Source organism: Chryseobacterium sp. RU37D, assembly GCF_900156075.1.
Taxonomy (GTDB): Bacteria; Bacteroidota; Bacteroidia; order Flavobacteriales; family Weeksellaceae; genus Chryseobacterium.
In genome coordinates, this window is record NZ_FTMM01000040.1 from 1 (window position 1) to 14,161 (window position 14,161).

Consider the following 14,161-nt stretch of genomic DNA (forward strand, 5'->3'; position numbering starts at 1 on the left):
CCCTGAATTATCAAACAATAGAAGAATTTAACAATCAAAACAAAATTTACAAAAATGTAGCTTAACTCTAACTGGAAATTTTATTTGCATATCCATAAGGGAGATTACGCTAAAGCAGCACAATATGGAGAAGAATGCCTTATGACTCCACCTCCTGTTCCAAATATACCGCTTACTGTAGGTTTACGAAGTAACTTTGTAAATATCTGGAGAGATGCAACAGATGACGGAGAATTATTTACCATACTTAATGCCAATCTGGATTCTGATAATGTTACTGTTGGGGTAGCTTACAACCAAACTTCACCAGGAGTTGGAATTCGTTCAGAATATAATGTAAACTATGATTTATTCTTAAAATATGGATCTGCAGATCCTAATGCAGCCAATTATGATGTTAGAAATACAGCATATCTTCTTACGTCTAATTTTGGAAGCACTCCATATAATCATGTTATAAAGCATAGATCAAGAGCAAGTTCAACTGCTGCTCAGGTTGTAGACGTAAAATTCTTAAGAACTGCCGAAGTATACCTTAACGTAGCAGAAGCTTATATGAAATCTACAGCGCCTAATCCGGCAAAAGCATTACAATATCTTAATACTTTAAGAGCCCAAAGATATGGTACAGCAACTTCACCTTATGTTCCGGGAACAGAAACAGGAACTGCGTTATTGGATGCGATTTATCATGAAAGAAGATTAGAGCTAGCCTTCGAAAACGACAGATTCTGGACGATCAAAAGACTTGGACAATCTGTGGTAAGATCAGACTATGGCTCCGCAGCGAATGGAGGAGGTGGTGATGCACCTACAGGAGCATTGAAAACGCTTCCGGCTGGTAATTTTAGATTTGTACTGCCGATTCCGCAGGATGCGATTAACTTAAATCCAAATCTGGTTCAGAACCCAGGATATTAATACACACACATTTCATATTAATCAAGCTCTGCTTTTGCAGGGCTTTTTTATAGTTTAAAAACAATAATACATGAATTTAAATAATTATGAAATTAGTGTAAACATTTGCGCAATTCGTGTTAAAACAAAATCAGACCTTCACAAACCTGCTTACAAACATAGAAGCTACCAATTGTCCTACAGCATTTAAAACTGTAGCCAGTGGATCGACCAGTGTTCCGATAATCATCACCGCAGGAATGGCTTCCTGTGGTAACTTGTAAACAGAAATCATCAGCATTTCCCCAATATAGCCGCCGTTTGGAATTCCTCCTGCGACGATGCTTACAAAAACTGTTATTCCCAAAGCTAAAAGTAAATTGGTAGGTTCAAAAAAGTCTCGTCCGATAATTAAGAAAGCCACATAAATTTTAATAATCGAAGACATTGAAGAACCGTTTTTATGCAAAGTCGTTCCAATCGGTATGACAATATTTGAGATCTGGCCGGGAATTCCGATTTTAGACGCTGCCAGTAAATTGGCGGGCATTGTTGCAAAGCTGCTGCATGTGCTTAAAGCTGTTAAAGTCGGAAAAATAGAGTTGGTCCAGAAATTTTTAACACCATTTTTACCTTTAGCCATAAAAGCATACAGAGAAAAAAATACTACGAAATAAATAATTCCTGCAATATAATACAATCCTAAAGGTTTAGCATAAAAACCAAAAAGCTGAGGTCCCAAAGTTGCTACCTGATAAGCAAAATAAGCTCCCAGCCCGATAGGTGCAAGCTTCATAATTAATAAAAGCAATTCTTTCATCACTTCATACCCTGATGCAATAAAAGCTCTGAACGAATGTCCTTTTTCTCCTGCTTTCCGGGCTGAAAAACCTGTCATAAAAGCAAAGATCAAAAGAGCCAGCATGTTTTGTCTTGAAAAAAGCTGAGTAAATTCACCTACTGTAAAAAAGCTTACAATTCTGTTACCCCAGCTTTCATTATTTGCCGTCTCATCAACCATTCCAGAGCTTCCTGAAACTCCCGAAACAGGAAATAAATAAACCGCAGAAATCGTAAAAACAGCTGCGGTTAAAATGAAAAAAAGAAAAGTTAATGCCATGGTCAGCATTATTTTCCCAAATTTCGATTGCTGCTCCAATGAAGCGATGGAATTGGATACTGCAAAAAAAACCAGCGGAACAACACTCACGAAAAGAAGATTAAGGAAAATATCACCTAATGGCTTCAAATAGCCTATAATATTTGGGAAAACAATTCCAATAATGCTTCCGATAGTAATGCCTAAGAGTAAGAATAAAATTCCGGAGTAGTTTTTCAATACTTCTTTCATGCGGTGCTTTTTAATCAAAGATAGGTTTATTTTTAACATTCCGTTATATTAATTTCATTCATAAAATCCTTAAATTTGAGTAAAAACGTTTCTATGGCTTATATAGATTACTATAAAATTTTAGGCGTAGACAAGAATGCAACGCAGGAAGATATCAAAAAAGCATATCGAAAACTGGCAAGAAAGCTGCATCCCGACTTAAATCCGGACGATAAGGAAGCAGAAAAAAAATTCAAAGAACTGAATGAAGCCAATGAAGTGCTCAGCAATGTTGAAAACCGCGCAAAGTATGATAAATATGGCGAACATTGGAAGCATGGAGAAGAATACGAAAAAGCACAGCAACAGCAGCAAAGACAGTATCAGAATCAGGGAGGAAATTTCGGAGGCGGATTTTCCGGTGCTGATTTTGGCGAAGGAGAGGATTTTTCGGATTTTTTCCAAAGTATGTTTGGCGGCGCAGGAGGTTTTGGAAGAAGCTCGCGGGGAAGTGCTTCAGGAAAATTTAAAGGACAGGATGTTAATGCAGAATTGAATTTAAGTTTAAAAGAAGCTTCAACAACACATCAGCAGACTTTTGAAATTAACGGAAAAAAAGTTAGAATCACAATTCCGGCAGGAGTTTATGACGGGCAGCAAATCAAGCTTAAAGGTCATGGGAACCCAGGTTTTAACGGAGGTCCTAATGGTGATTTATATATTACTTTTAATATTCCTGCAGATTCTGATTTTGAAAGGATTGGTGATGATTTAAAAATAAAAGTTACTATTGATCTTTACACGGCAGTGCTGGGTGGAGATGTAAAAGTGAATACGCTGAATGGAAGTGTTAACCTGAAAGTAAAACCCGAAACCCAAAACGGAATGACCGTAAGGCTGAAAGGCAAAGGTTTTCCTGTGTATAAAAAAGAGGGGCAGTTTGGAGATTTATTTGTGACCTACGAAGTAAAATTACCAACAAATCTTACCGAAAAGCAGAAAGAACTTTTTGAACAACTTAAAAATTCCTAAGCCATGAGTGAAAGAATATCGCGAGAAGAACTCGTAAAAATATATAATGTAGAAATCGCTTTTTTTGATGAATTGGTCAGTTCCGACCTGCTTCATATTCAGACTGAAAATGAGATTCATTATTTGATGTATGAAGATCTAGAGACCTTTGAAAAGCTGGCCAACTGGTATTACGACCTTGAAATCAACCTTCCGGGGCTGGAAGTGATTCATGATATGCTGAAGAAAATGGAAGTTTTAAAACAGAAAAACCGCGAACTGATGAATAAGCTTTCGGCAATCGGCGGGAAATACGAGGATTGACTTTTTAAGGCTTAGGGTTTAGGTTTTAAGGTTGGGGTTGTTGATTGAAAAAATTATCTTTGCAGACAGAATTAATAATTATGAATGAAGAAAAGGTAATTGTTCTAAGACCAGGAAGAAAGGACTTTGAAGAAATATATTTCAGCGGAAATCAAGGAAGTCTATTTTTTTCATCAGCGACGAGGGGAAAAACCATTACGACCATTGTTGTAGGCTTGATTTTACTGCTTGTATTCTTATTCGGAAACGATTTTACGAAGGAAAAAGCCGGGATTTTATATTTCGTAAGCTTTTTATTTTTGCTTTGTGCGGTCTTCCTTTCTGTAAGCATTAACAAAGTTTCGAGATGGAAAAAACACGTTAAAAGTTATTTAAACAAGCTCGAAAACTGCAATATCTACGAAATCAGATTTGATCAAAATTTTTTCACAGTTAACATCGATGGCGAAAAAGAAACCAGCGAATGGAAGGACTTCGAATATTTCGACAGCAATAATGAATTTATTACCGTGGAAGGAAAATACAGTTACATGTTTCCTAGAAAATCGATGAGTGAAAAAGATTACAGTATTTTAAAACAAGTTTTAAAGCAAAATATTAAAGAATAAAACAAAAACTCAGAGCAAAACACTCTGAGTTTTATTTTATAATAAAAAACTGATTAATCCAACCAACCCATTTCTTTCATCCAATCATCATTGTAAATCTTCCCAACGTATCTTGAACCGTGGTCGTGAAGCAAAACAACAATCACATTATCTTTTGTAAACTGATCTTTCATCTGAACCAGGGAAGCAATCGCACTTCCTGCAGAATACCCGCAGAAAATACCCTCTTCTTTGGCTAATTTTCTTGCATAAATCGCTCCGTCCTTATCCGTAACCTTTTCAAAATGATCAATCACAGACATATCATAATTTTCAGGAAGAATATCTTCTCCGATGCCTTCTGTGATATAAGTGTAGGCGTTTTCTAAATGAATTTCTCCAGTTTCATGGATTTCTTTTAAGATGGAACCATACGTATCAACACCAATTACCTTGATATTCTGATTTTTCTCTTTAAAGAATTTTCCGCAGCCGGTAATGGTGCCTCCCGTTCCGGCCCCGACTACAAAATGCGTCAATTTTCCTTCCGTTTGGTCCCATATTTCAGGAGCTGTAGACTCATAATGAGCTGCTCTGTTTGATAAATTATCATATTGATTTACGTACCATCCGTTTTCCGTTTCCTTGGCCAGTCTTTTGGAAACTGAATAATAAGAACGTGGATCAGTAGGCTTCACGTCTGTAGGACAAACAATTACTTCAGCACCTACTGCACGAAGAATATCACATTTTTCTTTTGACTGTTTAGAGTTGGTTACAAAAATACATTTGTACCCTTTGATGATCGCGGCAAGAGCCAGTCCCATCCCTGTATTTCCGGAAGTTCCTTCAATGATCGTTCCTCCGGGTTTTAATCTTCCATCTTTTTCAGCGTCTTCAATCATTTTCAGGGCCATTCTATCTTTCACAGAATTCCCGGGATTGAAAGTTTCCACCTTTGCCAAAACCAATGCCGGAAAATCATCACCTAAAACTTTATTAAGCTTTACCAATGGTGTATTTCCGATAGTTTCGAGGATGTTGTTTGCGTATTTCATAAATGTTTTTTAAAGCATTGGCAAAGATACGGCTTTCAAATAATTAATAATTAAAAATGAAGAATTAATAATATTTTCCCAAAAATCTCCAAACTCTCAACTCATAAACTCTGCAATATGATCAGGAGCTATTTCCCGCTTTCCATTACAATCTTTTTTTCAAAAAAGGATTTTCATTGCAATCGGGACTATGTATAATAATATTAATTAATTGAAAATCAGTATATTTGATTTTGTAAAAATTTTATTTTTGTATTATTATGTATTATTTTGAATGCTTGATTTTAAAGAAATGATTTTCTTTAATAATTTTCCCTACTTGTAATTATAGCATTGCTTTATAATATTTGAATAATAAAAATATTTTCATTTTTATAGATGGAATTTTGGGTATTTTGGGAACTATCCTTTATCCATAATACTTTCGGACATTTTTCTAAGGAATTTTGAGGGAATTTTGGGAATTTTCAATTCAAAAAGATTTTATTTTAAGAGAAATCTCCGCTAATCCATAGAAATATAAATTTTCACAATAATACAAGTGTGAATGCTTTATTTTAGAACATTCATTTCTTTGCAGTAACTTTATTTTCCCTAATAGGAGCTTAGAATCTACCTTTATTTTAAAATAAAAGAATATTTTCATTTTATAGGTGGTAATATTGGTGTTTTTAGCAGAATCTTTTATCCATAATACTTTCGAATCTTTTTTATTGGCATTTTCATGGCACTTTGATGGCATTTTCAATTAAAAAGATCTACATTGTGATAAGAAATCACCATCAATACTAACAAATATAAATAATAATTTTTCACGGATCTCCGAAAAGTACTAAATTTGGAGGATAAATTTTTACGATAATACAAGCGTAAGCTCTATCTTTTGGACAAAGAAAACTAGGAATCTTCTATAAAGACCAAAAATGATAGACTTACGTCCGTGCTCTATATGGGCGTGGACGGAGTCTTTCTGGTCTTTGGGTATCCTTAGTACCTCTTTGTCGGATTGGCTTTTGTCTCACGCTTTTTGCATTGTGGTAACCCTCTACTTTGGGACTGGTAGAATAACTTTTTAATAATGAAAAAAAGTATTTTACTCGGCTTTCTGGCCTCTACTTGCGGAATCCCGTAAGGAATTTTCAATCATAACAATTTACTTGCGTGTTAATTTGATCTATAAACAGCTCAAAACCGCCTTAATCAATTTAAAATTTAAAATCAATTCAAAAATTTATAAAAACATTATGAACACTAAAATTTATGCAATAGGCTTATTATTCATGGCCTTTACCTCACAGTTTCTATCGATTCAAAGAGCTGTATAAGCAAGTAGGTGAATTGGCATTACAGGAAATCTCCAGAAGAAAGCCTGTGTTAAAGAATCGTGTAGATGAAGCCATAGAAAAGGCTGTTGTTGAGATAGCCATTGAGAACCCTGCTTTAGGACAGCTTAGAGTAAGTAATGAGCTTAAAAAGAAAGGCTTGAGACACTACCAAAAATTAATTGTAGTGCTTATATTGTATGATCTGATTGCTCGTTGTTTTGATTAATTAAATGGTTTTTCAGATAACCTTTTTCATTTTCTTCTTTGGTAAATTTTTGATCATTATATTTACAATTAATATCAATTTTAAAAATTGAATTATGCACTATAATGAAAAACACCTTAAAAAACAAGCTATTGTTAATTGTTCCTTTTTATGGAAAGAAGATTTGGGTTCTAAAAAGGGAATAAAATCAGAAGATTTTTGCGTCAAAAAAATATTCTTTTGTTCTTTATGGATTATTTATAAAATATCCTTCATTAATTTTATGCTATTATCGATGCTTTTTTCTGCTCAGACAACTGAAGAGAGGAAAAAAATGGATGTTATTGATAATATCTTTAAAACAGACACCATAAAAGCATTTACAATAATTGAAGCATATCAAAAGTCTTCACAAATCCCAATGAGATATTGGTCGCAAATGACAGCTGCATATTACTATTGGGATCATACCCAATTTGCTAAAGCTAAAAAATTATATATAAATATTCTCTCAGAAGTTGTAAAAAATAAATTTTTTTTTGAAGAAAAAAGTTTCACCGATATTATGACGGGGGCTGTTGGTAAGCTTTTTTATATCGAAAAAGCATTAGGGAATTATAATCAGGCACTTTACTACGCTGAAAAGTATAAGAATTATTTACCCCCGGAATTGTATAACTTTCTTTACAGCATTATACGGATTGACTTTGGAGATTACGAGCTGGGAATAAAAAATTTAAAAGAAGATATTGTTTCCGGCTATTATGCCAAGCATGATTATCGCCCGAATGATATTTTGTCAAAGCAGATTCTGGCCAGTCGTTATAATGTCATTGGAGATAGCTATCAGAAATGGTATATAAAATCCAGAAAGCCAGGTTTTCTTGATTCTGCTGATCATTATTATCAGAAAGCCACTGTTCTCATGGTCTCCAATAATTTTATGCCTGAATATACCAATGCATTGTATGTAATGAGGAAGGCTAAAATTTGTGCTTTGAAAAACGATTACAAAAATGCATTAGGATATTATAAGCAAAGAAAATATTATCCTATTATTAAAGAAAAACCAAGAACAGAACAGGTTTTTGATTTAGGAACTGCAGATTGTTATTTGCATCTCAATGAAATAGATTCTTCTATTGTCTATGCTCAAAGATATTTGATGTCCTATGATAAAATAGAAACTTCCAAAGAAGCACTTCTTATGGCCTACCATATCCTGTCAGAATGTTACGCCAATAAAAAGAAAAACGACAGTGCTTATTTTTATGCTAAAAAGTGTACCGATTTAATTACAGATCTGGAAAAAAATCATCTATCTGCCAAGGAATTTATTCATGATTATGATGTGAATTCTATTGCCGAATCTTCAGGAAAAACGATAAAAAAAATACGGAACAGGCAAGTTTTTTTGATTGGCTTAATGATCATAGTTCTTATTGCATTCTGTATGTATTTAATCCGTATAAAGCAGACCAACAAAGAAAAGCACAAAATATTTTTATCTATTATTTCTGAACTGAAATCAAAAGATAAAGAAATATCTCTGGTGAAAGAGCCGGAACTTTTTTCTGAAAGATCTTTTTCAATAGATGAAGAGCAAATGGAAAAAATATCTTCTGGTCTTATGAAAATGGAAAATAGGTTACTTTTTTTAAAACCTGAATTTAAGCTGGCTTTTGTTGCCAAAAAACTTAATACGAATACCGCTTATCTTTCCCAATATTTTAATCAGTACAAAGAACAAAATTTCTCCGGATATGTTCAGGAACTAAGAATAAACTATGTCTTACTCAGGTTAAAAGAGGATACAACTTTCAGAAAATATACTTTACAGGCTATTGCTGAAGAAATAGGATATAAAGATGCAACCACATTCACCAGGCTTTTTAAAAAACGGACCGGCATTACTCCCAGCTATTATATTAAGCAACTGAATGAAGCAGTTTAAATCAGAATAAATTGCTTTTACCAGAAAAAAACAGTACCCGGTAGAATGCCAGGTACTGTTAAATATTAAAAATAATTAAGTTTATTGTTTGATAATTTTTACCATAGCTTCAGAATCATTGATTCTTACTAAATATGCTCCGGAAGACAACGAAGAAACGGCGGTCTGTTTGTTATCAAACTTTCCTGTTTTTACTAATTGCCCGGACATATTGTAGATTTGATAGTAATACTCCTTGTTATCTTTAGCATCAATGTATAATACATCGTTTACAGGATTAGGATATAGTACCAAATTGTTTGATTTTACTTTTTGCCCTACCTCTTTTTCCGCAAAAATAGTGGTCGCCTGTTTTCCGGAGTTAGATGTTACTGGAATGGCTTCAGGATCGTATCTTCCTATTTCGTTGCCATTGGCATCATATTGTATTTTTGCACAACGGCAGGACATGGCTGCTTGGGGGTAAACACCCGTTCCAGAGGAGAGTTTCCCTATTGCATTAGCAGTTGGCGATTGAATTGTAAATGCTATTGCCCATCCTGAGTTTGAATCACCTAATGATGAAGACCAAAGTCCTGTAGAATTGACAAATGATGGAGTCGAATTATCTGGCGCAGCAATCGATCTTGTTATCCACCCATTACCTCCTAAAGCTCCTCGAATTCCACTGGTTGGGATATTTCCAATATTATATTTTGATCCATTAAATCCAAATACCCAACCCCAATAAGTATTAAAATATTGATTAGTTGTTATTGATGTGTCAAAATTAGAGTATGAAACATTACTTGAGTTCGCTAACATAAAACCAGGGTATTTATATTCACTTAGGGTGTTATTATTTACTCCGCCCTTTAGATCAGCTATTGCATTCTGTCTAATCCCATAAAGATCATAATCTGTAACATTTGACAACCCTTTGTTATAGAACCAAGGTGATGAACCTTTATAAAATTCGAATACCGAAGCCATAGAAGTATCAGGAATTCTATAACCTTTTGGACAAGGGTCAAAAGGAGATTTTTCTATATTATGTCCCCATCTTTCAGGCATCACTTCTCTTTCATCAGAAATCCAATCTTTAACCTGTTGATTGGCAACTGTTCTATTTCTTGTTGAATAATTAGGTTGATTTTCACCATACACGATCTCTTGGAAATCAACCTCTGTTGGAGATTGTGACGGATTTATATCTACAGACCTATTATGAAATAAGAAGTAGAAAGGATTTTCGGCAGAATATTTTAAAATTTTTCTAACTTTTTCACTATGTATATCATTGGTAAGAAGACCCGCTTCTTGTTTATATGTATTATACTCTCTTGAATATCCTGTACTATCAGTGGATCTAAAAATGGCATCTGTTAGTCCGGAAGAATACTTTGAATTATCAATTGTTCCGTCAGTATTTAGTGCATAAATTTGACTATATACCTGATAAGATGGACTAGAATAAATAATATTAGGTGCAGATGTACATGATGAACATCTGTACAAAGTTCCTCCATTGAAGTAAAAAGTTGGTAAAGGATCTTTTCTTCCCCATTGATAATGTAGCCCTCCTGCAAAATGGGTTTTAATATTTGATTCTGATCTATTAGGGGTATCTATGTCTAAAGGTAAGTTTTCTAAAGCTCCTAAATCTCTATCCATAAAAATTGTTTTCATTGGAGGCACACTGCTTTTAGTTGGATTAATAATATGTCCGCTGGTATTCGGTGCGATCATTCCATTATCTTCTAGCGTAGAGTTTTTCTCTTCTGTCTTATACTCGGGCAGATCACTAATTGCAGATCTTGGTACCCAAATATGCCAACTCCAAACTATTGGATCTTGCAGTTTTCCATTAAACCATTGTCCCGAATTTCCTCTGTGAAAGGCTACTACTGCATTACCTATAACATTAGGGGCGAGAGTTACTCGCAATTCACTATTTTCATCAATGTTATTAGGATCTGGATAGATTTCCATCTTAGTAATCAGAGTTTTGTCTGTAGTCCATACAACACTTGGTGTATTTTTTATCCCTATTCTAAAAGCATGATTATTGCTTAAGTATAGCATATCCATTGCAATCGCTTTTTTAAGCTTTATTTTAACAATTCTATCATCTGCATTACTTGTATTTGTATATGACACATAACTGTTAGGCTCTTTGGCCCATTCTCTTAATATAGCAACATTTGTAACGGTATTATTACCCTCAAGATACCTATTATCAAATGCGGTTCCATTATCAATGTATTTTAAGTTTGGATCAGTAATACATCTACACGGACCTGCTCCTTTGGTAGAACTGGTTTCAACAGTTGAAATATAGTATTTACCTGTTAAACCAACATGATTAGATGAATTTTCTCGGAAATGCTCTGTAACAAATCTAAATCCTTTAATTCCATTATAAGGCGAATAGGTAGCAGTAGGTAAGTCACCAGTAGATCGCCAATTAATGTAACTCAAATATCTTTTATTTAAATCATGTGTATTATAATCTACCTTTTCGTATGGTCCCATAAAAACATATGCTCCAGTAATTGGTATTAATCCTAAATTTCTATCAAGGTCAGGATTATTTTGATTTACTTGTCCAGTGAAGTCAATTCCTAATTGCGGATAAACCCTTACATCTTTTAATAATGAATTTTCATCTGTGTATGTAAAGTAACTAACACCGTCATTAATACCACTATTTAACCTTCCCCATGGACTGTGATTATTATTAGTCGTGGCGCCTCCATAATGAGATGGAATTCTCCAACCATTAGGACAGGGGTCGTAAGGGGATTTAAGTTCATATGATTTACTGTCATTTGCAATATTAATATCTTCTGCACTAGCATTAGAATATTTACCCTTTCTATTATCCGACCATAAATCCCATGAGATTCTATCATAGATATCTATTCCATTAACCTTGTATTCCTTTTCGGAAAACCATGTTCCATAGTCTACACCATCATATCCATTCCAACCTTCATAAGAGATAATCTTTAATGGATTATTAATAGAATATCTTATGTTATTAGACACAATATTATGTCCAGCTATTTCATTTCTAAATATCCAACCCATTTTTCTATTATTGTCTGTATAATCCAATCTAATAAAGTCTGTACTTTTATAACTACCTGCTTTACCATATATAATATAATTACTAGCATCTTTGTATGTGAGTGGTGGTATAGGGTCTTTTCTACCCCATTGGTACATTAACCCTGATGAATGATTTGATTCATTTCCAAGGAAATTATAGCTTGTGGCTCCTAAATTCCTATTCATCCATTGAAAAGAAAATGGAATGCCATTGTTTACTATTTGATCAAAAGGGGTGTTGTTGATATCAGTTTCATAACCTTGTTTAAATTTAGAGCCTCCTGCTATAGGATTATCTGTAACCCAAATATGCCAACTCCATTTCACTTCATATTCATTAGTTTGAGTATTTAAAGCATTTAAAGAAATTAAAGCATTCCCTTTTCCTTTTGTCAAATCTATAGGAACTTCTATTTCTGCATCTTCACCAACTCCACTGACAACTAACTCATAATCAGTTGTTGACATGATTAAACCAGACACATCTTCCCAATAGACATAAGCTTTTACAATTGTTGAAATAGGATTATTAAGAGAGAAATCAGGATTAGAGTTATCTTTCCACATAGCATATGCTTTCTTTACGGGAATTCTTAATCCTTTTTTATTTTTATCTCTTTCAATATCAAAAATATAACTATTAGGAGCCAAGGTCCAATCTAAGGTTTGTGTAACGATTATCGTTCCGTTTGCTGTTGCAGTCCCGCAGTCTCCGGTAGCTGTGATGCTATAATTGTAGGTTCCAGCTGTAGTTGGCGTTCCATTTATCTTTACTTCGTTATTTGTTGTAAAAGTATGGGTTACACCTGCGGGTAGTGAAGACACCGTTACGTTTGTTGTTCCTGTTAAAGAATATTTGATCTCTGTAAGGGGGCTATTAACCTCAACATTTTGAGTTGCATTATTAGAATTAAGTGTTACTGATGCATTTGGGTTAACAACAGCTGTTATTTTCGCTCTGGGGCTCTCACATCCATTTATAACCTGGCTAACCCAATAATCTGTACTTCCTGGAATATCCGTGAATGGAATAAAGGCATTAGTGCTTCCAGTTCCACCCGTAGCGGTAGTATACCACAATAACCCTGTTCCTGTTGCAGAAAGTGGAGATGCAGCAGCGTTCTGACAATATATAACAGGACTGTTTACCTGCGGAGCCGGAGTACTACAGTTTTGTGGCGTATACTTCACCAGACTATGCACATTCAAAGAATTAGTTGCTATAGAACTATTTGTATATAATTTTACTTTAATCATATACGTTCCTGGAGTCAAAGGTGTATCAATTACCTCAGGGCTTCTGGAATTTAGCCATCCTTTAGCTCCATCGCTCATCCAGGTAGTTTGTGTAATGAGTGCTTCTGTATTGGGAGTTATATCTGTTCTTACAAGGTAAGTCCAGTTTCTTACAAAACTTAATGACCTGAGATTAAGCTTTGCATCAGTTACTCCAGTCGGGATTGTAAAACTTTTACTGTAGTAATAGTAATAACCATCACCTTCAAAACCTTTCCCATCAACATCTGTGATCCACCTGCTCTGAAGTGTGCCTCCTGTGATTCCTAAAGTAGGATTAGACCATCCGGTGTAAGTATGCCTCGTTCTGGTGGTAACCGGAGTTGTTTCTCCGGGCCTTACTACTGACCAATCGCTATCCGGTACAGAAACACCATTAGTTACATCCGGTGGTGGAGCACTCATTAAAGTACCGTCATCGTTTTTCCCGGTACTTAAATCAATTGTTACTGTTTGGGAATGTATCAACCCAAACAACAACAATAAAAAAGGTAAAATTGATTTAAATTTCATCTTATTTTTTTTATTTTCCTACTCTAACGGCTTTTCGGATTCCGCCATTTGTTATCATGAGTCTCAAAACTAATGATAATTAGAAATAATAATTAGCAAGTCGTTTTGGTTTTTTATAAAAAACCAAATATTGAAAAAAATTATAAGTAATTAAAACTTAAGCAATAAAATAATTAAAATAACCCGTAGTGCATTATGAATAAAAAGGAAAAAGTTGTTCATTTGATTGAAAATCAGTAAATTGTTTTTACCACAAAACATTTACAATGAACAACTTAGGTGCAAATTACGAAAGAATTTTGGAAGTTTTGAAAAAAATATCAAATGAAAGGCTTTTGTCTTATCAAAGACGGACTCCTAAAATGAAGGATTTAGAATTAATAAGCCTGGCTTTGACAGCTGAATATATGGGAATTGACAGTGAAAATCATTTGTTCCGGCAGCTTCCTGATTTTTTGGAAGAGAAAATATGGATATGCAAATAAAATTTCCAGTTAGAGTTAAGCTACATTTTTGTAAATTTTGTTTTGATTGTTAAATTCTTCTATTGTTTGATAATTCAGGG

Annotated in this window: 8 protein-coding genes and 2 pseudogenes; 7 read left to right on the forward strand and 3 right to left on the reverse strand. The window is 34.2% G+C overall.

Annotation, left to right across the window (positions count from 1 at the left end):
- Positions 1-84 precede the first annotated feature (84 nt).
- Positions 85-921 carry a RagB/SusD family nutrient uptake outer membrane protein gene (locus tag BW926_RS13430; RefSeq protein ID WP_076447811.1) on the forward strand — a complete coding sequence of 279 codons (837 nt, stop codon included), beginning with the start codon at positions 85-87 and terminating at the stop codon, positions 919-921.
- A gap of 130 nt (positions 922-1,051) precedes the next feature.
- Here BW926_RS13430 and BW926_RS13435 read toward each other — a convergent pair whose 3' ends face one another.
- Entirely contained in the window at positions 1,052-2,251 is a 1,200-nt protein-coding gene (locus tag BW926_RS13435) for a dicarboxylate/amino acid:cation symporter (RefSeq protein ID WP_076447813.1), read from the reverse strand.
- A 93-nt stretch (positions 2,252-2,344) separates the two neighbouring features.
- Between BW926_RS13435 and BW926_RS13440 the strand changes: the two genes are divergently transcribed.
- The 3 genes from BW926_RS13440 to BW926_RS13450 are packed head-to-tail and all read left to right on the forward strand — an operon-like array spanning position 2,345 to position 4,173.
- A complete protein-coding gene (locus BW926_RS13440) occupies positions 2,345-3,262 on the forward strand; it encodes a DnaJ C-terminal domain-containing protein (protein ID WP_076447815.1) in 918 nt (305 codons plus the stop codon).
- A gap of 3 nt (positions 3,263-3,265) precedes the next feature.
- The gene (locus BW926_RS13445) at positions 3,266-3,565 is read left to right on the forward strand and encodes a chaperone modulator CbpM (protein WP_076447817.1); all 300 of its coding nucleotides are present in this window, start codon (positions 3,266-3,268) and stop codon (positions 3,563-3,565) included.
- Positions 3,566-3,624: 59 nt separating this feature from the next.
- Positions 3,625-4,173 (forward strand): hypothetical protein, encoded by a 549-nt coding sequence (locus BW926_RS13450; RefSeq protein ID WP_228403459.1) that lies wholly within the window; start codon positions 3,625-3,627, stop codon positions 4,171-4,173.
- A 53-nt stretch (positions 4,174-4,226) separates the two neighbouring features.
- Here BW926_RS13450 and BW926_RS13455 read toward each other — a convergent pair whose 3' ends face one another.
- The gene (locus BW926_RS13455) at positions 4,227-5,210 is read right to left on the reverse strand and encodes a PLP-dependent cysteine synthase family protein (RefSeq protein WP_076447820.1); all 984 of its coding nucleotides are present in this window, start codon (positions 5,208-5,210) and stop codon (positions 4,227-4,229) included.
- 1,317 nt (positions 5,211-6,527) lie between these two features.
- Here BW926_RS13455 and BW926_RS13465 point away from each other — a divergent pair.
- Positions 6,528-6,695, forward strand: a pseudogene (locus BW926_RS13465) (IS481 family transposase); the annotation flags it as partial.
- 379 nt (positions 6,696-7,074) lie between these two features.
- On the forward strand, positions 7,075-8,694 hold the full coding sequence (locus tag BW926_RS13470) for a helix-turn-helix domain-containing protein (RefSeq protein ID WP_179078023.1): 1,620 nt from the start codon (positions 7,075-7,077) through the stop codon (positions 8,692-8,694).
- Positions 8,695-8,775: 81 nt separating this feature from the next.
- On the opposite strand, the gene BW926_RS13475 is transcribed toward BW926_RS13470, so the two are convergent.
- On the reverse strand, positions 8,776-13,596 hold the full coding sequence (locus BW926_RS13475) for a T9SS type A sorting domain-containing protein (RefSeq protein ID WP_076447824.1): 4,821 nt from the start codon (positions 13,594-13,596) through the stop codon (positions 8,776-8,778).
- Between the two features lie 266 nt (positions 13,597-13,862).
- Between BW926_RS13475 and BW926_RS13480 the strand changes: the two are divergent.
- Positions 13,863-14,066 (forward strand): annotated as a pseudogene (locus tag BW926_RS13480) (IS982 family transposase); the annotation flags it as partial.
- Positions 14,067-14,161 lie beyond the last annotated feature (95 nt).

Excerpts from the sequence above, each read along its gene's own strand:
- BW926_RS13435 (WP_076447813.1), bottom strand. The coding sequence starts at position 2,251 with ATGAAAGAAGTATTGAAAAACTACTCCGGAATTTTATTCTTACTCTTA.
- BW926_RS13440 (WP_076447815.1), top strand. The coding sequence starts at position 2,345 with ATGGCTTATATAGATTACTATAAAATTTTAGGCGTAGACAAGAATGCA.
- BW926_RS13445 (WP_076447817.1), top strand. The coding sequence starts at position 3,266 with ATGAGTGAAAGAATATCGCGAGAAGAACTCGTAAAAATATATAATGTA.
- BW926_RS13455 (WP_076447820.1), bottom strand. The coding sequence starts at position 5,210 with ATGAAATACGCAAACAACATCCTCGAAACTATCGGAAATACACCATTG.
- BW926_RS13470 (WP_179078023.1), top strand. The coding sequence starts at position 7,075 with ATGGATGTTATTGATAATATCTTTAAAACAGACACCATAAAAGCATTT.
- BW926_RS13475 (WP_076447824.1), bottom strand. The coding sequence starts at position 13,596 with ATGAAATTTAAATCAATTTTACCTTTTTTATTGTTGTTGTTTGGGTTG.